Origin of the sequence: Chryseobacterium arthrosphaerae (assembly GCF_001684965.1) — a bacterium.
GTDB classification, from domain to species: Bacteria; Bacteroidota; Bacteroidia; order Flavobacteriales; family Weeksellaceae; genus Chryseobacterium; species Chryseobacterium arthrosphaerae.
Genome location: NZ_MAYG01000001.1, coordinates 58,849 through 84,356, shown reverse-complemented (window position 1 = coordinate 84,356; position 25,508 = coordinate 58,849). Strand labels below are relative to the sequence as shown.

General features: G+C 38.1%; 27 protein-coding genes. 12 read left to right on the top strand and 15 right to left on the bottom strand.

Annotation, left to right across the window (positions count from 1 at the left end):
- Positions 1–29 precede the first annotated feature (29 nt).
- The 6 genes from BBI00_RS00360 to BBI00_RS00335 form a co-directional block, all read right to left on the bottom strand.
- Positions 30–668, bottom strand: a complete 639-nt coding sequence (locus tag BBI00_RS00360) for a DUF5683 domain-containing protein (RefSeq protein WP_065396901.1) — start codon at positions 666–668, stop codon at positions 30–32.
- Entirely contained in the window at positions 668–1,558 is an 891-nt protein-coding gene (locus tag BBI00_RS00355) for a ParB/RepB/Spo0J family partition protein (protein ID WP_065396900.1), read from the bottom strand. The genes BBI00_RS00360 and BBI00_RS00355 overlap by 1 nt, the downstream gene beginning before the upstream one ends.
- Before the next feature lie 70 nt (positions 1,559–1,628).
- The gene (locus BBI00_RS00350; protein WP_047099017.1) at positions 1,629–2,402 is read right to left on the bottom strand and encodes a ParA family protein; all 774 of its coding nucleotides are present in this window, start codon (positions 2,400–2,402) and stop codon (positions 1,629–1,631) included.
- Between the two features lie 165 nt (positions 2,403–2,567).
- Positions 2,568–3,407, bottom strand: coding sequence for a hypothetical protein (locus tag BBI00_RS00345; protein WP_065396899.1), 840 nt, complete (start codon positions 3,405–3,407; stop codon positions 2,568–2,570).
- 247 nt (positions 3,408–3,654) lie between these two features.
- Entirely contained in the window at positions 3,655–3,945 is a 291-nt protein-coding gene (locus tag BBI00_RS00340) for a hypothetical protein (RefSeq protein ID WP_065396898.1), read from the bottom strand.
- A gap of 142 nt (positions 3,946–4,087) precedes the next feature.
- Complete coding sequence (locus BBI00_RS00335) at positions 4,088–5,374, bottom strand: adenylosuccinate synthase (RefSeq protein WP_065396897.1); 1,287 nt, start codon at positions 5,372–5,374, stop codon at positions 4,088–4,090.
- A 216-nt stretch (positions 5,375–5,590) separates the two neighbouring features.
- Here BBI00_RS00335 and BBI00_RS00330 point away from each other — a divergent pair, with 216 nt between their 5' ends.
- The 6 genes from BBI00_RS00330 (at position 5,591) to BBI00_RS00305 (ending at position 9,712) form a co-directional block, all read left to right on the top strand.
- Positions 5,591–6,514: an alpha/beta fold hydrolase gene (locus tag BBI00_RS00330; protein WP_065396896.1), complete on the top strand. Its 924-nt coding sequence runs from the start codon at positions 5,591–5,593 to the stop codon at positions 6,512–6,514.
- 78 nt (positions 6,515–6,592) lie between these two features.
- Entirely contained in the window at positions 6,593–7,141 is a 549-nt protein-coding gene (locus tag BBI00_RS00325) for a P-loop NTPase family protein (RefSeq protein WP_065396895.1), read from the top strand.
- Between the two features lie 131 nt (positions 7,142–7,272).
- Complete coding sequence (locus BBI00_RS00320; RefSeq protein ID WP_065396894.1) at positions 7,273–7,953, top strand: helix-turn-helix transcriptional regulator; 681 nt, start codon at positions 7,273–7,275, stop codon at positions 7,951–7,953.
- A gap of 201 nt (positions 7,954–8,154) precedes the next feature.
- Positions 8,155–8,418 carry a zinc ribbon domain-containing protein gene (locus BBI00_RS00315; RefSeq protein WP_065396893.1) on the top strand — a complete coding sequence of 88 codons (264 nt, stop codon included), beginning with the start codon at positions 8,155–8,157 and terminating at the stop codon, positions 8,416–8,418.
- Between the two features lie 11 nt (positions 8,419–8,429).
- Complete coding sequence (locus tag BBI00_RS00310) at positions 8,430–8,948, top strand: HEAT repeat domain-containing protein (protein ID WP_065396892.1); 519 nt, start codon at positions 8,430–8,432, stop codon at positions 8,946–8,948.
- A 140-nt stretch (positions 8,949–9,088) separates the two neighbouring features.
- Complete coding sequence (locus BBI00_RS00305) at positions 9,089–9,712, top strand: hypothetical protein (protein ID WP_065396891.1); 624 nt, start codon at positions 9,089–9,091, stop codon at positions 9,710–9,712.
- Between the two features lie 61 nt (positions 9,713–9,773).
- Here BBI00_RS00305 and BBI00_RS00300 read toward each other — a convergent pair whose 3' ends face one another.
- Complete coding sequence (locus BBI00_RS00300; RefSeq protein ID WP_065396890.1) at positions 9,774–11,366, bottom strand: ABC-F family ATP-binding cassette domain-containing protein; 1,593 nt, start codon at positions 11,364–11,366, stop codon at positions 9,774–9,776.
- A gap of 194 nt (positions 11,367–11,560) precedes the next feature.
- On the opposite strand from BBI00_RS00300, the gene BBI00_RS00295 reads away from it, so the two are divergent.
- The 5 genes from BBI00_RS00295 (at position 11,561) to BBI00_RS00275 (ending at position 15,987) form a co-directional block, all read left to right on the top strand.
- A complete protein-coding gene (locus tag BBI00_RS00295; RefSeq protein ID WP_065396889.1) occupies positions 11,561–12,115 on the top strand; it encodes a phosphoribosyltransferase in 555 nt (184 codons plus the stop codon).
- A 153-nt stretch (positions 12,116–12,268) separates the two neighbouring features.
- Positions 12,269–12,847, top strand: coding sequence for an adenylate kinase (locus tag BBI00_RS00290; protein WP_065396888.1), 579 nt, complete (start codon positions 12,269–12,271; stop codon positions 12,845–12,847).
- Between the two features lie 62 nt (positions 12,848–12,909).
- Positions 12,910–13,893: a GTPase ObgE gene (gene obgE, locus BBI00_RS00285; protein ID WP_065396887.1), complete on the top strand. Its 984-nt coding sequence runs from the start codon at positions 12,910–12,912 to the stop codon at positions 13,891–13,893.
- Positions 13,894–14,031: 138 nt separating this feature from the next.
- Positions 14,032–14,520 (top strand): DUF6438 domain-containing protein, encoded by a 489-nt coding sequence (locus BBI00_RS00280; RefSeq protein ID WP_065396886.1) that lies wholly within the window; start codon positions 14,032–14,034, stop codon positions 14,518–14,520.
- A 156-nt stretch (positions 14,521–14,676) separates the two neighbouring features.
- On the top strand, positions 14,677–15,987 hold the full coding sequence (locus BBI00_RS00275) for a DEAD/DEAH box helicase (protein WP_065396885.1): 1,311 nt from the start codon (positions 14,677–14,679) through the stop codon (positions 15,985–15,987).
- Between the two features lie 58 nt (positions 15,988–16,045).
- On the opposite strand, the gene BBI00_RS00270 is transcribed toward BBI00_RS00275, so the two are convergent.
- From BBI00_RS00270 to BBI00_RS00235, 8 genes are all read right to left on the bottom strand, one after another.
- Positions 16,046–17,200, bottom strand: coding sequence for a hypothetical protein (locus BBI00_RS00270; protein ID WP_065396884.1), 1,155 nt, complete (start codon positions 17,198–17,200; stop codon positions 16,046–16,048).
- Between the two features lie 3 nt (positions 17,201–17,203).
- Entirely contained in the window at positions 17,204–17,971 is a 768-nt protein-coding gene (locus BBI00_RS00265) for a TatD family hydrolase (RefSeq protein ID WP_065396883.1), read from the bottom strand.
- Between the two features lie 7 nt (positions 17,972–17,978).
- Positions 17,979–18,503: a DUF4269 domain-containing protein gene (locus tag BBI00_RS00260; RefSeq protein ID WP_065396882.1), complete on the bottom strand. Its 525-nt coding sequence runs from the start codon at positions 18,501–18,503 to the stop codon at positions 17,979–17,981.
- Positions 18,504–19,454 (bottom strand): GSCFA domain-containing protein, encoded by a 951-nt coding sequence (locus tag BBI00_RS00255; RefSeq protein ID WP_065396881.1) that lies wholly within the window; start codon positions 19,452–19,454, stop codon positions 18,504–18,506. It abuts the gene before it with no gap.
- Positions 19,455–19,528: 74 nt separating this feature from the next.
- A complete protein-coding gene (locus BBI00_RS00250) occupies positions 19,529–20,500 on the bottom strand; it encodes a polyprenyl synthetase family protein (protein ID WP_065396880.1) in 972 nt (323 codons plus the stop codon).
- 102 nt (positions 20,501–20,602) lie between these two features.
- Positions 20,603–21,745, bottom strand: coding sequence for an inorganic phosphate transporter (locus BBI00_RS00245; protein WP_065396879.1), 1,143 nt, complete (start codon positions 21,743–21,745; stop codon positions 20,603–20,605).
- A 12-nt stretch (positions 21,746–21,757) separates the two neighbouring features.
- Positions 21,758–22,396, bottom strand: coding sequence for a DUF47 domain-containing protein (locus BBI00_RS00240; RefSeq protein ID WP_065393534.1), 639 nt, complete (start codon positions 22,394–22,396; stop codon positions 21,758–21,760).
- 150 nt (positions 22,397–22,546) lie between these two features.
- On the bottom strand, positions 22,547–24,238 hold the full coding sequence (locus BBI00_RS00235) for a DEAD/DEAH box helicase (protein ID WP_065396878.1): 1,692 nt from the start codon (positions 24,236–24,238) through the stop codon (positions 22,547–22,549).
- Positions 24,239–24,627: 389 nt separating this feature from the next.
- Here BBI00_RS00235 and BBI00_RS00230 point away from each other — a divergent pair, with 389 nt between their 5' ends.
- The gene (locus BBI00_RS00230; protein ID WP_065396877.1) at positions 24,628–25,293 is read left to right on the top strand and encodes a DUF2461 domain-containing protein; all 666 of its coding nucleotides are present in this window, start codon (positions 24,628–24,630) and stop codon (positions 25,291–25,293) included.
- Positions 25,294–25,508: the final 215 nt, after the last annotated feature.

Sequence of the window (25,508 nt, the reverse complement as noted above, 5' to 3'; positions counted from 1 at the left end):
TCGTAAGGCATCATGCATCTAGTATTCTATTAAAATCTATAACTTAAACTAAACCCGGTTTTCGGTGCATCATATCCGTACTGATCCTGAATCATAGACGGCTTAAAGGTAAGATCCGGATCATGGCGGCTTTCATAAAGATGCGCATCCACTACGGCATCTACTATATTCAGAATGTAAATCAGTCCTGTAATGGCAATGGCATAGTCCCTTTGTCTTTTCGATCTGTCCTGTGCATTCCCCAATGCTCTTTTGTCTAACCAGGGATGGCTGTCTACAAATTCATTGGGTGTTCCATTAAGTTTAGCGATGTAATATTCACGATATTTCTTGTATTGGTTGTCATTCCAGACGGCAATACCTACTCCTGCTCCTACAGCTCCCCAAACAATGGGAATCTTCCAGTATTTTTTGTTATAGAATTGTCCCAGTCCCGGTAAAACTGCTGAATACAAACCTGCTCTGGTAGGGTTCAGCTTAATCGTTTTCTTTGTGGGGCCGTTCGCTTTTTCAAGATCTTCAATGATCTTAGATTCTGTTTTTCCCGGTTTCAGCACAGGGGTTTCCGGTTTCGGAGGCGTCTGCATCCGAACGGTATCGATTGGATTGACTTGTGAATAGGCCAATGCAGCCAGGCACAAGAAAAATGTGAAAAATATTTTCTTCATTATTTAATATGGGATAAAATATATTCCAGCTCTTCTTCATTTTTAAAGTCCAGAACAATTTTACCTTTTTTACCATTGCCCGAAGTTTTGATCTCCACTTTTACATCTAAGATATCAGCGATGGTCTTCTGGGCTCTTTTATAATTATTGGAAAGCTCCATGCTTGCTTTTTTAGCAGCCGGAGATTTAGGATTCTTCAGGGCAGCAGCAGCCTGTTCTGCCTGACGAACGTTTAATTTTTCTTTTATGATCAGTTCGAATAAAACCTGCTGGTCTTCTTCACTTTCAAGACTGATGATTGCTCTTCCGTGTCCTGCAGAAATCTCACCACTTCTGATGGCATTCTGAATATCCGGATTGAGCCTCAGCAATCTGATGGAATTGGTAATGGTACTCCTGTCCTTCCCTATTCTCTGGCTCAGGTTTTCCTGAGTAAGACCGATCTCCTCCAAAAGTCTATGATAAGTCAAAGCAATTTCAATGGCATCAAGATCTTCTCTCTGGATGTTTTCAACAAGAGCCATTTCAAGAAGCTCCTGATCATTTACCAGACGGATATAGGCAGGAATAGTCGTTAAGCCTGCAATTTTACTGGCTCTGTAACGTCTTTCCCCGGATATGATCTCAAATTTCTCACCGTCTTTTCTTAAGGTAACCGGCTGGATCACGCCTAAGTTTTTGATAGACTGGGCAAGTTCATTTAATGCTTTTTCATCAAAATAAGTTCTCGGCTGCGTCGGGTTCGGGTAAATATCTTCAAGCGCAACTTCTACAATATTTCCTACAAACTTATCTGCTCCTTCATCGGTAGCGGAATTCACAGTTGCTTTGGATTCTGCACTTAAAATGGCGCCCAAGCCGCGTCCCATAGCTCTTTTTTTGTCCTTCATAGATATAATTGATAAATGATGTTTGATAAGTGATGAATGATCATTCACTTATGGGCCATTTATTATTAATTTAATTCTTTACTAAATTTTCATTCTTCAAAAGAACTTCTTCAGCTAACTGAATGTACTGAACAGCTCCTTTACTTTCTGCATCATAGTTCAGGATACTTTCTCCGAAACTAGGTGCTTCACTCAATCTTACGTTTCTGCTGATAATGGTTTCAAAAACCATTTCAGGGAAGTGCAGATTCACTTCTTCCACTACCTGATTAGACAGTCTTAATCTGCTGTCATACATGGTAAGGAGAAGCCCTTCTATTCCAAGGTCTTTGTTATGGATCTTCTGAACGTTCTTAACGGTATTCAGAAGTTTCCCCAATCCTTCCAGTGCAAAGTATTCACACTGAATCGGGATAATTACAGAGTCTGCCGCTGTAAGGGCATTCACGGTAATAAGACCTAAACTTGGTGCACAGTCTATAATGATATAGTCATAATCATCTCTTACGCTGGCCAATGCTTTTTTCAGCATATACTCACGGTCTTCCTTGTCTACCAATTCGATTTCTGCAGCTACCAGGTCAATATGTGACGGGATAATATCCAGGTTCGGAGTTGCAGTTCTCTTGATACAAAGTCTTGTATCTGCACTATGCTCCAACAGATTGTATGTAGAGTACTGAACATCTTCAACGCCCAGCCCTGATGTAGCATTAGCCTGGGGATCAGCGTCAATGATTAATATTCTTTTTTCCAATACTCCTAATGCTGCTGCCAGATTTACAGCGGTAGTCGTTTTTCCGACACCTCCTTTCTGATTAGCAATACCTATGATTTTTGCCATTATTCGAACTTTAAGTTTCAAAAATACACTTTTTTCTTTGCTCCCGGTGAAGGGGGAAAATCAAAATTGAGTTAAAATATTGTTAATAAGCAATTTAACGATAAAAAAAATTATCCACAAAAAAAAATCTTTGTGGATAACTATTAAAAATTGTTTTCAGAGCAATTAATCAAACTTCATAGAGATCGGAAATTTGAAATAACTTCTTACGAATTCTCCTTTTTTGTTTTTGGCAGGAATCCATTTCCCTTTGTTTGAGATTGATTTAATTGTTCTCATTGCCTCATTATTAAAATCGGCATTGGTTCCATTAGCTTTTACCCCTGAGATCGTACCATCCATTTCTACAATAAAAGTCACTGTAGTTTTCACCAGCTCTTCGGATTCAAATCCTGAACCGTCAAAGTTGTTCATTACTTTATTTCTGAAAGACTCTATCCCTCCAACGAAATTAGCTTCAGAACCTAATTCGCCAGCTTCTACAATTTTATTTTTATCTACAGGTGGATCATATTTTACAGCAGGTGGCCCATCTCCTCCGATGACACGGGGAACAATCGGAATATAGCTGTCAACTTTTGTGTCTTCCCCTTCTGATGTTTGTGTACTTGCTACAGCATTTGTTTTATCCTCTACTTCTTTTTTTTCATTGGTAACAATAGCTTTCGGCTCCGGTACGGTATTATCATATGTTTTTACAGCTGGCGCCGGGGTTGCCGGTTTTACAATCTGTACAGGTGGATCTTTAGGCTTTTCTTCCTCTGGGATGATCATTGGAGGAGGAAGTACATATCCACCACCAGTGATTACTTCCGGAGTTTTAAATGCTGAGATCACAAGCGGTGTAATTGACACAGCTGCCATTAAGCTGACTCCTATAAAAAGTGCTTTGGTTAATATTCTGTCTGATTCGTTTCTTAATACATAAGCTCCATATTCTTTGTTACGGTGCTCAAAAAGAACTTCGTTGAAGCGAAATTCCTGGTTTTGATTCTGTTGTTTCATCACTACTACTATTTAAACTGTTAAAAAAGCGATTATTAGTTTGTTAATTCTTATCGATAAGCAATGATTCAATATCAAAAGATCTGCCAGAATTTTATCAAAACAACATAATATTAGAAAAATTTATGATAAAGTTGAAAATTTAACATTTTGAAATTTAAAATCTTTCTTTAAAACCCGGCTTATTTTTCAGAAAAACACAATAGCAGAAAGCTAAGAATGGTAATTCTAGTTTGAGGATAATATATTATGTAAAGATCATCAATAACAGAATCAGAGGAATTAATAATCCCAAAGCATTGATAATAATGAGAATGACGGAACTGATCTTTGCTTTTTTATAGCTTTTACAGGCAAAATAAATAGCAGCAGTACTAAACAGCAAGCTACAGGCAATAAATAGCTTCAGTAAGAAATCACCGGCAAGTCCTGTCGGCAACCCCAGATAAACAATGATTAAAACAGCATATGCAATGGTAAAATAGAGGCTGATGACAATATGATCCAGGATACGTTGGGGCACTTTATTATCTTCCATTCGATTACAATTAGGATTTAAAGATAGGAGATTTCCATAACATGAACTGTTCTGAAAATATGCCGAAATACGCCGCCGGTTTAAAAATAAAAAAGAGACTTTCACAACTGAAAGCCTCTTTAAATTTTATGATATGAGAATCTTAGAATAATTCTTTTCTGATAATGTTCTGACTTCTCTCAGGACCTACAGAAACCAAATATACATTGATTCCTAAATATTTCTCGATAAACTCGATGTATTTCTGAGCATTGTCCGGAAGTTCATCATAGCTTCTTGCTTTTGTGATATCTTCCTCCCAACCTGGTAAATCCTGGTAGATAGGTTCGTAGTTGTACAGTTTCTCTGTTGACGAAGTGAAATAATCGATAATTTTTCCGTCTTCAGTTTTATAATGCGTAACGATTTTAAGGTTTTCAATTCCTGTAAGAACGTCAAGCTTAGTGATGACAAGATTGTTGATTCCGTTGATCATACAAGCGTGCTTTAAAGAAACCAGGTCTAACCAACCTGTTCTTCTCGGTCTTCCTGTAGTTGCTCCGAACTCACCACCAATCTGTCTGATTTTCTCACCCAATTCATTGTCTAGCTCAGATGGGAAAGGTCCGTTTCCTACTCTGGTACAGTATGCTTTTGCCACACCGATCAGGTTCTGAAGTGATGTTGGCGGAACACCTGCTCCTGAACAAACACCTCCTGTAGAAGGAGAAGAAGAAGTTACGTACGGATAAGTACCGAAATCGATATCAAGCATTAACGCCTGAGCTCCTTCGAACAATACGTTCTTTCCTTCCTGAATAGCTTCGTTTAATTCCAGCTCTGTATCAACAATTCTGTCCTGAAGCTGTTTTCCAATTTCAAGGAATTCGTTGTAGATCTCTTCAACATCTAAAACCGGCTTTCCGTAATATTTTTCAAAAAGAGAGTTCTTAACTTTTAAGTTTTTCTCGATCTTGTCTCTTAAAATCTCAGGGTTTAAAAGGTCTACCATTCTGATCCCGACTCTTGCAATTTTATCTTCATAACAAGGTCCGATTCCTTTTTTGGTAGTTCCGATCTGAGTTCCTCCGTGTTCCTCTTCACGGTAAGTATCCAAAAGGATGTGGTAAGGCATGATCACATGCGCTCTTCTGCTGATAAAGATATGATCTGTTCTCAAGCCTTTGCTCTCGATCTGATTCACTTCTTTAATGAAAGACTTAGGGTTTACCACTACTCCGTTCGCAATGATACATTTCCCTTTGCATTGAAGAACTCCTGAAGGAAGAAGGTGTAGAACGAATTTTTCATCACCCACATAAACCGTGTGACCAGCGTTGTCTCCACCCTGGAAACGCACTACATAGTCTGATTTTGCCGATAAAACATCCGTGATTTTTCCTTTGCCTTCATCTCCGTACTGAAGACCTACAACTACATAAGTTGACATATTTTACATTTGTTTTTAGATTCGTGCAAAATTACTTTTAAAAAATTGCGTGAGCAAATTTGAAGGGGATTTTATTTTTTGATGGGGTGGAAATCATGATTTTAAATTGAAGATACATTCTATATTATCATTATATTTGATGTAAAAGCTAAAATACATCCGTTAAATTTTCCAATACATTCTAATAAGTAACTTTGATCTTTTAAAAATATAAATATGTCTTCAAAATCATCATACCTTCCCTCCAACCTCAATAAAGATTCAAAGCTTTTCCATACCCTGTTCTCCCCGGAAACAGCCAAAGCCACCCTACTCATCGTTCACGGGATGCAGGAGCACAGCGGAAGATATGCTGAGATTGCAGAATACTTTGCCGGTCATGGAATCGCTGTATTGACATATGATCATCTGGGACACGGAAAATCAGTAAAGGAGAAAAAAGACATTGGTTTTTTCCAGCTTGAAAAACCGGATGAAAGACTTGTTTCAGATGCAGAAATGATGGCTGATCATCTTGCTGAGCAGCATCCCGGTATCCCGCATTTTATTCTGGGACATTCGATGGGATCTTTTGTTACCCGTTGTCTTCTTCAAAAAGCAAGCAGTAAATTTTCCGGAGCGATCATTACAGGAACCGGAGGACCGCTGGCAGGAATTGATGTATTGAGAGGTTATTTGTCATTGGCTACAGCTATTGCCCCCCGTCACCGTACTTTTTTGAATTCTGTTTTTACAGGTGTCAATAACAGACATTTTAAAAAAGATAAAGACTTTAGTGATACCAGCTGGCTGAGTGTGAATCCGGAAAACAGAAAAGCTTTTGAGCAGGATGAACTTTGCGGAATTCCGTTTACCCATAATGCATTTTATACTTTGTTCAGCATCTATAAAAAAGCTACCTCAAGAGATTGGGCAGCTTCCATTTCTCCATCTTTTCCTTTGCTATTCGTGAGTGGGCAGAATGATCCGATCGGAGATTTTGGAAAAGGGGTCGAACTTACGGTTAACAATTTAAAGACTGATGGTTTCCGGAATGTCGAAGTAAAGCTTTATCCGGAAATGCGTCACGAGATTTTGAACGAAGAAATACGGGAAGAGGTGCTGAATGGAATTTATACCTGGATTTTGAAGTACTCTTAGTCATATTACTTACGTCTGAGGGAATTTTTATATGCTCTCGCTGATTTTGCAGATTTTGCAGATTTAAAAACAGAATTCATGAGAATACATATTTTCGGGGCATCCGGTTCCGGGGTGACTACATTGGGGAAAGCATTGTCTGAACAACTTAATATTGAATATTTTGACAGTGACGATTTTTTCTGGCTTAAAACCAAGGTCCCCTTTACAGAAAAGCAAAATCCTGAAATCAGGAACACCACTGTTTCGGATATTCTTCATACCACCGATAGCTGGATTTTCGGAGGATCAATCATTCATTGGGGTGAAAATATTTTTCCGCCGTTTGATCTTGTTATTTTCCTTTATCTGCCACCCCAAATGCGAATGGAAAGACTGAGAAAAAGGGAATTCGAAAGATATGGCGAAGAAATCACCGTCAATCCGGAAAGAGCCGTCAAATCTGAAGAATTCCTGGAATGGGCAAAAGATTATGACCATGATACAGGAATTGCCAACAGAACTTTAAATGCTCATCGTGAATGGCTTACCGGAATAGATGTTCCGTTGCTTGAAATTTCAGGAAATTATCCGGTTTCAGATAAAATAAAAGTTATTTTGGACAGGATAAAACAGGATCATTTATAGTTGAATAACCAACTTTTAATATAGAATCTTTCACAGACTCGGAAGAAAAGCAATAGTGAAATTGCTTCGCTTCGCCCGCAATGAGTTTCATTCGTGATAATTTTATACTTTTGGCCTTCACGTCTTACACAATGAACAGAATCGACAGGCTGATATCCGTACTCACCACTTTACAATCCAAAAAGTTTGTAACGGCTGATTATATTGCTGAAAAATATGAGATCAGCATCAGAACAGTGTACAGAGATATCAAAGCTTTGGGCGAAATCGGGGTTCCTATTGATTATGAACCACAGAAAGGCTATACTGTTTTACAGGGATTTTTTCTGCCTCCTGTTCTCCTGACAAGCGACGAAGCTAATGCACTGATCATGATTTCCAGACTTTCGGAGCGTTACACTGATAAAACCGTTCAGAAAAATGTTTCCAATGCTATTGATAAAATAAAATCGGTTTTACGATACCATGAAAAGGAGAAAGCTGATACGCTTCAGAATAAGATCGGAATCTATGTTTCTCCCGAAACGGACCACAGCAAGGATTATCTTACCATTATCCAGAACGCTATTGTTGGCAAGCATATTTTAAAAATCAATTATCTCAACAACCTGCAGGAAGCCAGCGAAAGGGAAATTGAACCTATCGGTATGAGCTTCTATACCAACCAGTGGCATCTGATCGCCTGGTGCTGGAAAAGAAATGAATACCGGGATTTTAAAGTACTGCAGATCCAGGATTTGAAGAATACGGCACAGCCATTTAGGAAAACGTTGCATTTTACACTGGAGGAGTATATTAATTCTTTGATGTAAGTATGGAAGCTGAAAGTTTATTCCTAAAGATTATTCAGATCACTGGCTTAAATAAAATTAACAGTCTATAAACTTACCTCCCGGCCTCCATAACTTCCCTCTTCCAGCCTCCGGCTCCCAACTTTATTTCTTTTAACAAAAACAGACTGACATAAGGTTGACAGTTGCCTCAAATATCTTTGTCAAAAAAAATCATACAACATGAACAAAGTGTATAAAAAATGTCAGAGCTGCGGTATGCCTCTGAAAAAATCACCTGACGGCGCCGGTACCAATAGTGACGGTACCATCAGCACAAAATACTGTGAATACTGCTATGAAAAAGGACAATTCAGCCAACCGGATATCACGGCAAAAGAAATGCAGGAGTTTGTAAAGCATAAGATGAAAGACATGGGCTTTCCCGGATTTCTGGCCGGTTTATTTTCGAAAGGAATTCCTAAATTAGAACGCTGGAAACATTAAAAACAAAGGCCATGACTATAGAAGAACTTTTTAAAGATAAAACCACAAAAGCAAAGGAAAAAACAGAGATTATCAGTCAATGGATTCTCGATACTTCCTTACCGGCTGATGAACTGATCGCTTTTGCTGAGAAATCAAAAGATCCGGTAAAAGGAACCTGTATTGAAGCAATGGAATATGCTACAAAACAGAATCCCAATCTTGCAGACGAAGCGGTATTCGCATTTGTCACCCAAACCCTTACAGAAAAAGCTCCCAGAATAAAATGGGAAAGTGCTAAGGTCATAGGAAACACGGCCCCATTGTTTCCTGATAAGCTGGATGATGCCATTACAAACCTGATCGCCAATACAGAGCACGAAGGAACTGTAGTACGCTGGAGCGCAGCATTTGCATTGGGTGAAATTTTGAAATTGAAAACAAAATACAATACAACCTTACTTCCGGCTCTTGAAAACATCAGTGAAAAAGAGGAGAAAAACAGTATCAAAAAAATCTATCTTGATGCCATCAGAAAAACGAAGAAATAATATTTTTAATGGTAGAAACCAAAGTCTGGACATGAACGTTCAGACTTTTTATATGTTTGGTTAAAGCCAGTTGTAATGATAATTGTATAATTGATTATCTTCGTTCAGCAAAAAATAAAAACTAAATCATCACTCAAATAATGTATAACAATTCCAGGGATGAATTCATAAAAATAGCAAGAGAATATCTTTTAGAAAATATAGGTGACGATGTTGATATATTTGAAGAGGATATTGAGGAATGTGAAGATGCATTTCGTTTTCACTACCAATCTAAAAAGTTTTTGAAATCCGGAAGATTTGGAGATCAGTATGTAGGTCCGGGCCCTTTATATGTTTTAAAAAGGAACAGGAAAGTCATTTCTTACGGAAGTGCTTCTCTGGGAATTACTGCCCGTGTCCATTTGATCAGCCAAATAAACAAGGAAAGGCTCATCAGAATTTACTATAAAGATTATGATATCTGGGAAGGCAAATACAATCTGATCATCAATGAGATTACTGATGATTTTGAATTAGGAATTGAAGATTTCATCATTGAAGATTTTGTAAGCGTGCTTTTAAAACATGAAATTTGGGATTCTTCCCGCTATGATCGCGAGAACAATAAGAGTTATTATTACACCAGAGAAGAGTTGGAACAAGCTTTAAAAACAGGTCCGCTCATATTAAAGAGGCATTTTTGCGAGAAACTGGAAGATCTTCTTGTTGATCTTATCAATACCAATATGTATCTCGACTGGACCCTGGAAGAAATTAAATAATGAGCACTCTGCAGGAATCTTTCAATGGTTCGGATCCCTGCTGAATGCCCGATAGGAGATTTTAAGATTCCAGCAATACCTCACCACTCATTCCGATCTCTTCCAGAAAAACCTCATCATGTGAAATCACCAGCAGAGTACCGTGATAATCCTTGATGGAACGTGTCAGGATTTCTACATTCTGCAGATCCAGATTATTGGTTGGTTCATCAAGAATAATCATATCAGGGGCTTTGTTGCTGATGGAAAGTCCGCACAGCAGAAGGCGCAGTCGCTCTCCCCCACTCAGGACATCACAGTTTTTGTCCCAGGTTTCTTTTCCGAATAAAAATCTTGACAGCAGTGTTTTCACTTCAGATTCCTGCAATGCATGGTCATTGAACTGCTGGGCAAAATCATAAACCGTTACCGCCTTACCAATCAGAGAATATTCCTGATCAATAGAGATGCTTTGAAAATCCGATCTTGAAATCTTTCCTGTGGAAGGTTCTAAATCTCCCAGCAAAAGCTTGATCAACGTGGTTTTTCCTGAACCGTTGGCACCTTTAACAGAGATTCTGTCGCCACTCCTGATTTCAAAATTCAGGTTTTCTTTCCAAAGGTTTTTTTCGGAATATTTACAATTAATGTCTTCCGCCGAGATCAGAATCTTCCCGGAATGCAGATTTGAATCATTAAAATTGACCTTCATTTGATCAGCATTTCTCACTGATGAACGTAAATCCCGTAAATCACCGGAAATATCACTGATTTTCTCTGCATGCACAGACTTTAATTTTGAAGAATTTTTCTCTGCATTATTCCGCAGCGTATTCATCATAATTCTTGCCACCCCGGATTTTTCCTGCTTTCCTTTGCCTCTTGCATCCAGTTTTTGTTTCCTTTCCAATGTTTCACGCTCTTTTTCTTTAGCTTTTTTCAGGGCCCTTTCTTTAGAATGGATATCATTTTGCAGCGCTTCACTTTCAACTTCTTTTTGTCCGGCATAGAAGTCATAATTTCCGCCATAAGTGGCAATTCCCTGGTTACTCAGTTCAAAAATCGTATCAACAAGATTCAGTAATGTTCTGTCATGGCTTACAATAAGAACCGTAGCATCCGTTTTACTGATAAGTTCGTACAGTAATCGTCTTCCTTCAAGGTCCAGATGGTTCGTTGGTTCATCCAGTATGATGATATCAGGCCTGTTGATCTGGATTCCGGCAAGAAAAACTTTGGTCTTCTGTCCTCCACTTAATTCATCCAGCTTTTGGGTGAGCTCAAAATCTTCCAGCCCCCAGTACTGTAAAGCACCCTGGGAACGCTCTTCGATATCCCAGTCATCATTCAGCGTTTCAAAATACCTTTCATCCACCTCGCCGCTGGTAATGTGGTGAAGGGCATTCAGCTTATGATCAATTTTCAGGGATTCAGCAATCGTAAGGTGATTAAAATTCCCAAACATTTGGGGAACATAGAAAATTTCCCCCTGTACATTGATATTTCCGTTTAATGGTTGTATTTCGTCAGCAATTAATTTCAGCAGGGTAGATTTTCCCATACCGTTATTTCCCACCAAAGCTGATTTAGTGTGAGATGGTATCGTTAACTGTATATGATTGAATAGAAGATCTCCTCCCGGAAACCCAAAGGATATATTGTGTAGTAAAATCATTATTTCTTTCTTAAAATGGTTAAACAGCGGTTACTCATAGGTTACCGTTTTATGGATTCTGAAAGAAATTATATCCTACATGTCTGTATTTATGGGTTTTGAAAGAACAAAGATAGTATAAATCCTGTATTAAACGCAAAAAGATTTTATTCAAAAATCAAAAATCCGTAACTTTGCCTCCTACTAAAAATTTTATGGAAAGCATTAAAGTTCACGACAAAACTTTCGTTCCTTATTTAAAGGATGCCGAAATTCAGGAAATTGTAAAAGAGACAGCGTTAAGAATTTATGAAGATTACAAGGATGAAGTTCCAGTTTTCATTGGGGTTTTAAATGGGGTTATCATGTTCTTCTCAGATCTTTTAAAGTATTACCCGGGCGAGTGCGAAATTGCCTTCATTCAAATGAGTTCCTATGTAGGAACCGAATCTACAGGAATCGTTTATCAGAAAATGGAACTTACCAAAGACGTAAAAGACCGTCACATTATTCTTGTAGAAGATATTGTAGATACAGGAAATACTGTTGAAAGTCTTTTCAAATACTTCAAAGAAACACAGCGTCCTAAATCTGTAAAACTGGCAAGTTTCTTATTGAAACCTGAGATCTATAAGAAAGATTTCAAGCTGGATTATATCGGAAAGGAAATTCCTAATAAATTTGTACTTGGATATGGACTGGATTATGATGAGCTGGGAAGAAACCTGCCTAATTTATATCAATTAGCAGACGGACAAATCAACCATTAATATGCCTATTAGCTTCTAGCTTCTGGCTATTAGCTTTTAAATAAATTCTAAAAAAGTAATTATTAACTAAACAAAGCTAAAAGCAAAAAAGCAAGCCGCTAAACGCCGGGAGACGGAAGCAAAAATGCCAATTGCAGGAAGCGAAACAAAATTATGATAAACATTGTTCTGTTCGGCCCTCCAGGAAGTGGAAAAGGAACACAAGCTCAGAATCTGATCGAAAAATTCAATTTAAAACAGGTTTCAACAGGTGATCTTTTCAGATACAATATGAAAAATGATACCGACCTTGGAAAATTGGCTAAATCTTATATCGATAAGGGAGAATTGGTTCCGGATCAGGTAACAACAGATATGCTGATTGATGAGATCAGAAAACCTACAGATACCAATGGCTTCATTTTTGACGGATATCCAAGAACAACTGCTCAGACAGAAGCGCTGGAAAAAATCGTTAAAGAAGAACTGAATGACGAGATTGATATCTGTCTTGCCCTGGTAGTAGAAGACAAAATTTTGGTTGAAAGACTTCTGAAAAGAGGTGAAACCAGCGGAAGATCTGACGACAGCAATGTAGAGATCATCGAAAACAGAATTAAAGAATATTATGCTAAAACAGCAGAAGTAGCCGAACTTTATAAGCAGCAGGGAAAATATGTGGAAGTAAACGGTGTAGGAGAAATTGATGAAATTTCCCAGAAACTTTTTGCTGAAGTTGAGAAAATTAAATAATCGGGGTCCGGGATACGGGATTATATTTTCGTCCCGTAGCTCCAACTCGTAACAAATACTATATGTCTAACTTTGTAGATTACGTAAAAATCCATTGTAAAAGCGGTCACGGAGGTGCAGGTTCTGCCCATCTCCGCCGTGAAAAGTATATTCCTAAAGGTGGTCCTGATGGTGGCGACGGAGGTCGCGGCGGGCACGTCATTATGAGAGGAAATGCTCAGGAATGGACTTTACTTCCGCTTCGATACACCCGCCATATAAAAGCTGAGCGTGGTGAGAACGGAGCAAAAAACCAGCTTACCGGTGCTGACGGTTCTGATATTTATATTGACGTTCCCATCGGAACTATCGCTAAAAATGAGGACGGAGAAATTATCGGCGAGATCCTTGAAGACAAACAGGAAATCATTCTGATGGAAGGTGGAAAAGGTGGAAAAGGAAACGAACACTTCAAATCTTCTACCAATCAGACTCCTAGATATGCACAACCCGGAATGGATGGCCAGGAAGGTTATGTAGTCTTCGAACTTAAAATTTTGGCGGATGTAGGACTCGTTGGGTTCCCTAATGCCGGAAAATCTACACTTCTGGCTTCTGTTTCTGCAGCAAAACCCAAAATTGCCAACTATGCCTTCACTACTTTGACCCCTAACCTGGGAATCGTAGATTACAGGAATTACAAATCTTTTGTAATGGCTGACATCCCGGGAATCATTGAAGGAGCGGCGGAAGGAAAAGGTTTGGGACACAGGTTCCTTAGACATATTGAAAGAAACTCTATCCTGTTATTTTTAATTCCGGCTGATTCTGAAGATCACTACCAGGAGTTTAAAATTCTGGAAAATGAGCTGAAGGAGTACAATCCTGAGCTTCTGGATAAGGATTTCATTGTTTCCGTTTCAAAATCCGATCTTCTGGATGATGAGCTGAAAAAAGAAATCGCTGCCGAATTCCCTGAAAACAAGCAACCGCTTTTCTTCTCAGGGGTTACAGGAGAAGGACTGACAGAACTGAAAGATGCTATCTGGAAACAATTACACGGATAAAGCAACTTTGAATCAGATAAAATACAATAAAGAGGAGCAATAGGGCTTCTCTTTATTTTTTCCCCTTATAGTCTGTAATCAGATCAACGGCCTGCTGGATTGGAACAGTTATTGAAAGATTCCTTCAAAATATACGTTATGAAATATCTGCTAGGCCTTTGTGCATTTATATTGTTATTCTCCTGTAATTCTCAGAAGGTCAATTCCAAATATTCTAAAATTGAATATGAGGCCACTCCATGTTTTGGATTCTGCCCGGTTTTTAAAATGACGATCAATCCGGATAGAACGGCAGTTTTTGAAGCAGAACATTTTAACTTCAGCGACAAACCTTCGAAGGATGAATTTTCCAAGCCCCGTGAAGGGACTTTTAAGGGAACCATCAAAGAGGAAGATTATAACAAACTGATCATTCTATTGGATGGGCTGAACGTAAAAAGCCTGAATGATAAGTACGGCGAACGCAACATTACAGACCTGCCAACTTCTTATTTAAGAATCAATTTTGCTGATGGTACTGTAAAGAATGTGGAAGATTATGGAAAACGGGGCAGTGAAAAGCTCGCAGAGGTGTATGCGTTTTTTGAGAACCTGAGAAAGAATCAGCAATGGATTAAGGTAAACTAAGCTGTATAAAGATTTAAATACAAAGGACAGGTAAAATCAGAACAACAGGGGTCTTATCAACAGGATATAAATTCTTAAAAATATTTAAGCTACCTTTGCAAAACGTAATTCTTTCAGACAGAGGGAATTTTTATTTAAAATTTTAAAATAATTCATTTGAATTTTACAGACTTAAACTTAATAGAACCTATTGCAAAAGCAATCCAGGAACAGGGATACACGACTCCCACCCCTATTCAGGAAAGATCTATTCCTGATATCTTAGAAGGCAGAGACTTTTTAGGTTGTGCCCAAACCGGAACAGGAAAAACGGCTGCTTTTTCTATCCCCATTTTACAGAACTTATCTAAAAATAAAACTCCAAACCGTCATATTAAAGCATTAATTCTTACTCCTACACGGGAGCTGGCGATCCAGATTGAAGAAAACATTAATGCTTACGGTAAATACCTACCGTTGAAACAACTTGTTATTTTCGGAGGGGTAAAACAGGGAAACCAGGAAGCCGCTTTGAAAAAAGGGGTTGATATTCTGGTAGCCACACCGGGAAGACTTCTTGATTTTATTGCCCAGGGTATTATCAGCCTGAAGAACCTTGAGATCTTTGTATTGGATGAAGCAGACAGAATGCTTGATATGGGATTTGTACATGATGTGAAAAGAATCATTAAGCTTTTACCCCAGAAAAGGCAGACTTTATTTTTCTCGGCAACAATGCCCGGTGAAATCCAGAAGCTGGCCAATTCTATCCTGAACAATCCTGTAAAAGTAGAAGTGACACCGGTTTCTTCTACCGCAGATACGATCAAACAATCCGTATATTTTGTAGAAAGAGAAAATAAACTGAATCTGTTATCCCATATTCTGAAAAATGATATTGCAGACTCGGTACTGGTATTCTCAAGAACAAAACACGGGGCTGATAAAATTGCCAGAAAGCTTCAGAAAGATAATATCTCTGCTGAGGCTATTCACGGTAATAAATCCCAGAATGCAAGACAGAATGCCCTGAATAACTTCAAATCAGGAAAAACAAGGATTCTGGTGGCTACAGATATTGCAGCAAGAGGAATTGATATTGATGAATTGAAATTCGTGATCAATTTTGAATTATCTGATGTTTCCGAAACCTATGTACACCGTATCGGAAGAACGGGAAGAGCGGGGGCTGAAGGTACATCGATCTCTTTTGTAGACGGACTGGATCTTTTAAACCTGAAAAACACGGAAAAGCTGATCGGGAAGAAAATTCCTGTGATCAAAGATCATCCGTTCCATACTGATGACCTGGTAGCACAGAAAAGGGATTCCAACAATAAGCCCGTTCCTTCAGGAGGTCCGGAAAAGCCCAAAGCATCCAACGGGAATGGTTCAAGGTCAAATAATAACCGTAAAAAGCCATCCTCTCCTACCGCTTCTGTGGGATATAAAAAACCTAAGAACAAGAATTTCACAAGAAAAAAATAAAAGAAAAAGTTTCTCAGTATTGGGAAACTTTTTTTGTTATATGATCTTCAGTCTGTTTTCAGTTTTCATTCAGGTTATTCCGCAAAGCAAAGCAATATCCGATCACAGCAAACGGTAAACAGGCCGCCAGATAAGTTGTAGAGAAGAAATTATTCTGATAGGAAATGCCTAAGGTAAGATACTGCTCGCCCACAAAGCACAGCATAACTAAAAAGGTAATGTAGGCTGAAAAGTAAAACACAGTCTCAATTTTTTTAACGTAGAATGCTACGATGACTGCCAAAGCCACGAAGAACAGCATTACAAATTTATTGCTTTGTCCCTGAAGGGTTAAAGGATTGTACTGCAGAAGATGGTCAATACTTTTTGCCGGCAAAAGCACAGTTGCCAGTAATACACTTACCATGAATAAAAAACTTAACCCAAACTTTATTTTCTTTTCCCATGAAGTGACTATAAAAGGCTGCAGAAGGAAAATTATCAGGGGAATCGCCACCACGCTCCTTGTAAGGCACAGAAGTCCTGTACAAATTCCTAACAAGACAGGTTTCTGAAAGTAATCATTCCTGAATCTGCTGCTCCAGAATAGTATAAACGCCGCAACAACAATAAACGATGAAATAAAATCGCTCTTACAAACTACCTCATAGATATAGGCAAGGGATACTCCCAGCATGAGTATGGCTTTAAACCTGACCAGGTTATTCTTAAATTCAACCAAAACAGCAGATGAAAACAATAGAAAAGCTGCTACCTGAAGATATCCCACATTACCCAAAAAATAAAATATACCGGACAGCGCCAACTGCCCCGGAAGGTAAGAGGATAAATTGCCCATAAAATTAGGCGTATCATAGATATACTTTCCTTTAAACCAGTATTCTAATGAAAATTCCAGCGTCTGCCACCTGTCTATATTCATTCTGTACGGATCTTTCATGACGTGGCACAGGCCAATATAGGCAATACCGATAAAGGCAATAAGGATATAAACCAGTTTTCCAGTCCATATTTTCTTAAGCTGAGGCCATTTTTCCAGGGAAAACAGGAATGCATTGGCCACAAAGAAAACTGCGGCCAGAATACTGAGGGGAACAAAAGACTGCCTGATCCCATACTTTGTAAGGAACAAAAGATTCACTATAAAATAAACCGCAAACAGTAAACTGCCATTTAACCGGTTATTGTTTACAGGCTTCAGCAATCTGTTCATGGATTATTCGGTTTTAAATAGGTTCCGGGCATTTCCGGTAGTAATCCTGTCTATTTCTGAAAAGTCTTTACCATAGATATCTACCAGTTTTCCGGCTACCAGATCAAGGTATGAGCTTTCATTTCTTTTTCCTCTGTGCGGTACGGGTGCCAGATAAGGGGAGTCTGTTTCCAAAACAATTTTATCTAAAGGAATTTCATTCAGAAACTGATCAATTTTCCCGTTTTTAAAGGTCACTACTCCACCGATCCCTAAAATGAAATTAAGGTCAATAGCATGCTTTGCCTGCTCAAGATTCCCGGAAAAGCAGTGGAAGATTCCTCTCAATTTAGGATGTTTTTTCCTTTCCAGCACCTCGAACGTTTCATCGAAGCTTTCTCTTGTATGGATAACGATCGGAAGGTCTTTTTCAATCGCCCAGTCAATCTGCTGCTCAAAGGCTTTCACCTGAATATCTAAGGTCGTTTTATCCCAATACAGATCAATACCTATCTCTCCTATTGCCGGAAAATGTCTCTGATCAAGGTAATTTTTAACGATCTCCAGTTCTTTCTCCCAAGATTCCGGTTTTACATAACAGGGATGCAGCCCCATCATGGAAAAAATCTGTCCCGGATATTCAGCTTCCAGTTGCAGCATCTTTTCATGGGATTCGGAGTCTATTGCAGGAAGATAAAATTCATTAATTCCCTTATCTAAAGCTCTCTGAATGGCTTCTTTTCTGTCTTCATCAAATTCTTCTGCGTATAAATGGGTATGTGTATCAATCATTTTCGTATCATTTTAACAGATCTTCATAAGGGTTTTCAAGCTCCAGCAATATTCCGAAAGCCGGCTCCGTTTTGATGCCCTGTTTTTTCAGTTCTGTAATTTTTTGTTTAAAATTTTCTCCTTTCTCTTTCAATATCCTGTATTCAGCAATCATATGTCTGTAAGCATTCTGTTCTTTCACCGGTTTATTCTGTCCGAAAATTTCAACGGGAAATTCATCCAGCATAAAGTTCAGAATGATACATTTTTCTCCGTTGATGATGCTGTTTTCTATCTTCAGTTCTGCGCCGGCCGGTATTATTCCGCTTTCCTTTACTTCATTCAGAAAATCATTTTCAAAGGTGGGATCCACTTCACAAATGATATCCAGATCACTGCCTTCAATATCAATTTCAATAGGGATTGTTCCGGCCAGCAAAGGAGAGTAACGGTTTAATTTCTCAAAAACGCTGTATCTGGTAAGAACTTCATAAGCTCTTTTCTGTTTTTCATTTCCATGCTTTAAATAGTCAATCTTTGTAAAATCAATCATTTAAAATATTTTATGCTTTACCTTTTTGCGCTGGTTTTCAATTCTCTGATCAAGCTTTTCTCTGAATTCAATAAACTTCGGGTCTTTTTTATCACTGGTCTTATGCTCCAAAGCTTTGATGATCTTAAAGTTTTCTTTGATAAAATTTTGAGTTTCGCCGGAGAAATAAGCGTTTCCAAATTTGTCAAAAATATAATTAACCGCCTGCGTGCTTGGATGAATCATATCTTCTTTATAAAACCGGTAATCCCGAAGGTCATCCATTAAAATCTCATAAACGGGAAGGTAGTGGCAGTCTTCAAACATTGAAATCGATTCGTGAATCGCTGTAATCAGTTTGGATTTACTCAGCTGGTTCTCTACCATTCCGTCCTTGGTATGCCTTACAGGAGATACTGTGAACAGGATCTGCACTCCTTCTTTACAGATATCTTTAAGCTCAAGGATGGTATTATAAATAGAGCCTGTAAGTTCCTGATGAGAGAGCAATCTTTTCTCAAAAAACTTCTGCGGAATTTTGTGACAGTTGGCCACCAGCTTTTTCTTCGGAAGAAATTCATAGATGAATGAGGATCCATAGGTGATAATAATCCAGTCTGCTTCCTGAAGAAAGGCATTTCCTTCTTCAATGGATTTGTTGATCTTATCTAAAGTCTGATGAATATACCGGGTATCAAAGCTTGTATGATGGTCTAAAGAGATGTATTCCTCATTGTAGGTAATAAGCTCTTCTTCCTGATAGAATGCCGAATCGTGAAGTCTTTGTACCGCATTATTGATAGAAAATGGATTAAAGATGGTTCCAAAAGGATTACTGAGGGTCTGCAGCTGACCGTTTTCAAGTAAATCCGTCATCTCAGAGGCAAAACAGGAGCCTATTGAAAATATTTTATCTTCAATCTCTATTTTCTTTTCTGATGCGGGAATGTCAACTTCGGTTCTGAATTTCATTGTATAAGGGTTAGGTTTCAGAGAAACAGACTGCAGGTAATTGCTGTTACCTGCGGCCTGCCATCTGTTACCTATTAACTTTCTCTTCTCAACAAATAATTAGCCAGCTCAATGAACGGTTTTTTCTTTTCTTCAGGAACGTCTATTTTCTGAAGATAGCTTTGTCCGATCTCGTTGTGTTTTTCGATCAGACGTAATGCTTTTTCGTCCACCTTTGTTCTTCTGAAGATCTTTTCAACACCATAGATCTTGTCAACGTTATCGGTCTTTTTAGAATACCAGTAATCCAGCTCTTTTCTTTCTTCCTCGGTGGCGTGCTCTCTTGCCAAAAGATACAGAACCGTTTTTTTATTCTCATAGATGTCTCCGGCATGCTTTTTACCGAACTGTGCCTGATCTCCGAATACATCAAGATAATCATCCATGATCTGGAAGGCTATTCCGATGTGTTTTCCAAAATTGAAAATTGCTTTGGCATCTTTAAAGTCTGCTCTGGCGATCAAAGCTCCGATCTCAAACGAAGAGGCGCTTAAAACTCCCGTTTTATAGGTAATCATTCTGATATAATCATCAAAAGTAACATCCTTTTGAGTTTCAAAATTGATATCATACTGCTGCCCCTCACACAACAGAAGTCCGGTGTGTGTAAAAATCCTGATACAGGCTTTGAAGATTTCAGGTTCAAGATCTTCAAAAAATTTATATGCCTTAAGCATCAGCCCGTCTCCGGAAAGGATTCCCACATTGATCCCGTGTAACGTATGTATCGTAGGTTTGTTTCTTCTTAAAGGAGCTTCATCCATAATATCATCATGGATCAGCGTGAAATTATGGAAAAACTCAATAGCCAGTGCCGGCTTAATGGCCTGCTTAAGGTCTCCTCCAAACAGATCGCATGCCATCAGTACCATAATAGGGCGAAGACGTTTTCCGCCATGGGAAATGATATAATTCATCGGGTCATACAACTCCGAAGGTTTATCTTTGAAAGTATACTTGGTAATGGCGTCTGCAACAATCTGCTGATATCTGTCTAAAAATTCCATAAAATCTTATAATTTGAACAAAAATACGATTTTTCGAGGCTTTATAAAACAAAAAACTTTGCCCAAACGGACAAAGTTAATATGATAAATATGATTTGTATTTTAAAAAAGGAAGGTTACCACAAGATAGGTAATTCCGGCTACTATCGCAGAGATTGGAATGGTCAGAACCCAAGCCCAAAGTAAGCTTACGGTGATTCCCCATCTTACGGCTGAAATTCTTTTCGTTAACCCTACCCCGATGATGGAACCTGTGATCGTGTGTGTAGTAGATACAGGAATACCAAAGTGGTCAGTAATGAATAAGGTAATAGCACCTGCAGTTTCTGCACTTACTCCTTCCAATGAGGTCACTTTCGTAATTTTGGTACCCATTGTTTTGATGATCTTCCAACCACCACTCATCGTACCTAAACCGATCGCAAGGAACGAAACCAGAGGAACCCAAAGATAATGTTCTGCAAAATAATCAAAACGTCCTGCTGCAGGAATATTCAGATATACAGGATCATGAAGCATTTCCACATGATAGTAGATCAATGCAGCTCCAATGATCCCCATTACCTTCTGTGCATCATTAAGCCCGTGTCCTAAACTGAACAAAGCTGAAGAAGCAAGCTGCAGCCTTTTGAAAGACTGATCTGCCTTGTGAGGATTTGATTTTTTATAAAGGTGAACAATAATTAACGTAATGATAATCGAGATGATCATCCCTATGACCGGTGCCATGAAAATGAACAGGAAAATAGGAATTACTTTATCAAACTTTACAACGCTCTGGTGGGTTACCTGGCTGAAAGCTTCCTTAATGGTTCCCCATGTCCCAAGAGCGGGCTGTGCTGCTGCCACATCATGATAATCCATCATGAAAGCGTGCATAAGAGCTGCCCCCAAGAAACCTCCGATCAGTGTATGCGATGATGAGGAAGGAATCCCGAACCACCATGTAAGCAGGTTCCAGGCGATAGCGGCCACAAGACCGGAAAATATAACTTCAAGGGTGATAAAATTCTCGTTTACCGTTTTGGCAATTGTATTACCAATTTTGAATTCTCCAATAATATACGCAGCGATGAAGAAGGCTGCGAAGTTCCAGAGCGCCGCCCAAAGTACAGCCTGGAATGGAGTTAAAACTTTTGTCGAAACTATAGTTGCAATTGAATTGGCAGCATCATGGAAACCATTGATATAATCGAAGATCAGGGCCAACGCAATAATAACTATAAGTAAAATCGGAAATTCCATTTTTGCTATGTATTAGGCGTATTTAATCATGATGTTCTCAATCGTGTTGGCAACATCTTCTGCTTTGTCTGTTACTATTTCAAGATAGTTCAATACAGATGAAACCTTAATGATATTGATGGCATCATTTGTTTCAAATAATTCTACCATTGAGTTGGACAGTAAGTCGTCTGCAATATTTTCAATAGAGTTTACCTTGATACAAGCTTCTTTCACCTGCTCCATGTTTTTGAAACCTTTAAGGTTCTTCATGGCATTCTGAATCTCAAGACATGCTTTGTGGATCAGTAAAGAGAAGTCTGAGTACGCCTTCATCTCCGGTGATTTGTATAGGAAAATATATTTTGTAGAAGCGTAGATATAATCGGCGATATCATCTAATCCTGTTGCTAGGGTGTGAATATCTTCACGATCGAAAGGTGTAATGAAGTTTTTTCCAAGCTCTACGAAGATTTCGTGAGTAAGTTCATCATTTTTGTGTTCAAAATCACTCATTTTTTTCAACATTGAATCGTCGTTAAGATCGAAATCCTTGATTCCTGCGTTGAATTCTTCTGACATTGCAACTAGATTTTCAGTTACTTTTTCAAAAAGTACAAAGAAGATTTTATCTTTTGGTTGAAAAGCGTGGAAAATATTACCAATTCCCATTTTTTAGTATTTATAATTCGTGTGCAAATTTCTTAAAAAAGGATTGTACGTGAAACTATATAACATTAAGTTTTGTTAACATTAGCTTAACAGCTGATTATCAAATAAAAAAACCGGCATTACTGCCGGTTTGTATGGTATGGAAAGATATTAATTCGCTACTTCAGCTCTCATATCTTTTCCTTTGAATTTCATCGATTGAATATTGCTCAGGACATTGTCTTTGAACGATTTTTCAACTTCGAAGAAAGAGAATTTCTCCAAGATCTCAATATCTCCTATTTCAGCTCTTTTCTTGCTTTTTCCGCCAGAAGTAGCTTTATTGATAATATCCAGAACATCAAGTTTCTTCAGATGGTCTTTTTTACCAAGATTGAAGAAGAATCTTACCATATTCTCATCTTTTCTTCTTGGTTTTCCACCACGGTCCCTGTCTCTTCCACGATCCCTGTCACGACCTCTATCTCTGTCTCTGTCACGCCCACGGTCTCTTCTTGAGTAATCGTCATCCCTGCTGCTTAATTTCTGCTCAGCAAGATCATGCTTGTCTTTGTAATATAAAGCAAGGTCTTTCAGCTGGAACTGCAGTAACTGGTGTACCAGTTCTTCTTTGGTAAAGTTGCTAAGATCCGGGATTAAGCTATCATCAAATTCGAAAAGATCTTCGTGCTCCGTCAATAATTTTTCGAATACACCTCCTACCTGAGCTTTGATAATATCATCACCTGTAGGAATAAATCTTTCGTGGATTTCAATTTTTGTTGCAGATTTGATCTGTTTCAGTTTTCTGCTTTCTTCTGGCTTGATTAAAGCCATAGAAATACCGTCTTTTCCGGCTCTACCTGTTCTTCCGCTTCTGTGAACGAATACTTCAGGATCATCCGGTAAAGAGAAGTGAATAACGTGCGTCAGTGAGTTTACATCCAATCCTCTTGCTGCCACGTCTGTCGCTACAAGAATATCGATGTTCTTCAATCTGAATTTCTTCATTACCGTATCTCTCTGCGCCTGAGAAAGATCACCGTGAAGAGCATCAGCTGCATATCCGTTCTGCATCAAGAAATCGGCAACCTCCTGAGTTTCCATTCTCGTTCTGCAGAAGATAATGGAATACTGGTTAGGGTTTGCATCGATCAGTCTTTTCAATGCTTCTTTTTTCTGACGGTACCCTACTACATAGTATTCGTGGGTAATGTTCTTCTTCACTTCGTTGATAGAACCTACAGAAATACGGTGTGGTTTTGTAAGGTAATTTTTGGAAATTCTTTCCACTTCTTTATTCATCGTTGCAGAGAATAAGAAAGTCTGTTTTGTTTCCGGAGTTTCGCTCAGAATGGTTTCCAATTCATCTTTGAAACCCATAGAAAGCATTTCATCAGCTTCGTCTAATACCAACCAATGAATGGCAGAAAAGTCTAATGCTTTTCTGTTGATAAGATCAATTACTCTTCCCGGAGTTCCCACAATGATTTGCGGTTTATCCTTCAAAGATCTCATCTGCTCTACAATACTACTTCCACCATAAACCGCAGTAGTTTTGATGTCTTTCATGTACTTAGAGTAATTCTTTATGTCCTTCGAAATCTGAAGACATAATTCCCGTGTCGGACAAAGCACCAATAATTGGATTTTGCGACTCGTATCGTCAATCATATCCAAAATCGGAAGCGAAAACGCTGCTGTTTTGCCTGTCCCTGTCTGCGCAAGTGCGATCAAGTCGCGAATATCTGAAAGAATAAAAGGGATAGTCTGTTTTTGGATTTCTGTTGGGCTTTCGTAACCCAGTTCGCCAATTGCCTTAAGGATATCAGGACTTAAATTGGTTTCCGTAAATAAATTCATTAACTATTTTAAAATTTTTGCAAAGATACAATAAATATTTGATTTGTTTTTGAACAAAGTTTTAAATATACAAACTTAAATTCAGAATTTTTTAATATATTTTTAATTTTTAGAAAATTAAATCTAAAAAAACAAGCCATAGGTTAAAGACTTGTTAAACATTGTTTTTTTTTATTAAATTGGATTAATTTTTTCTGTATTATTTATGAATTTTCAAAAATAAAACCCCGAAAAGCCAATTTCTCTTTTTGATATTCTTATTTCCCTTCACTGAAATATTGTTCCATACTCAATAGTTTTTGTACATTTGAGTGATGTGATCCGGAATTTACGGAATCGGAAAACCGGTTTATATCTCACTTAACAATAATAAAAACACTTAACACAATATGTCTGCAAGTATTTCTTCCAAAACCTTTGATTTTTTGAAAAAATTAAATAAAAACAATAACCGTGAATGGTTCAATGAAAATAAAGATCTTTATACGGAATCACAGCAGAATGTGATTTCATTTCTGGATGAACTGATCAGGGAGATGTCCGGTTTTGATGAAGAACTTGGTAAAATAGACGGTAAAAAATCTTTATTCAGAATTTATCGTGATACAAGATTCTCAAAAGATAAATCGCCTTATAAAACCAACTTCGGAGCTTCTTTGGGAATGGGAAAAGGCAGTCAGAAAGGAGGTTATTATCTTCATATGGAACCCGGAAAATCTTTTCTTGCCGGCGGAATCTATATGCCTGAATCTTCTGTTTTGAAAGATGTACGTAAAGAAATCTCTTTGTATGGAGATGACTTTCTTAAAATAATCAACAACAAAGATTTCAAGAAGCATTTTCCAGAGCTTGACCAGGATGATAAACTCAAAAAAGTACCCCAGGGATTTGAAAAAGAAGATCCAATGGCGGAATATTTAAAGCTTAAAAACTTTATTGTAGTCTATTCCCTGAAAGATGAAGAGGTTCTGGATAAAAATGCAGCGAAGAATATGACAAAGATTTTTAAACTGATGAAACCTTTCAATGATTTTTTGAATACGCCGTTTCAGTAAACCTTAAAATTACATTCGAAAACAGGAATTTGTTAAAAGAAATCCGGACACTGCAATTCCCTGTTCAATTACTGAGCAGGGGAATAATGATGTATTTCATTTAAAAGCTTTTCTGTTTTTTTCAATATATTGATATTTTTTTAAAAGCATCAGAATGATCGGCTCATGATCAGCCTTCCGGAGTCCCCTTCATAGGCACTGAGTTTCAACTCAAT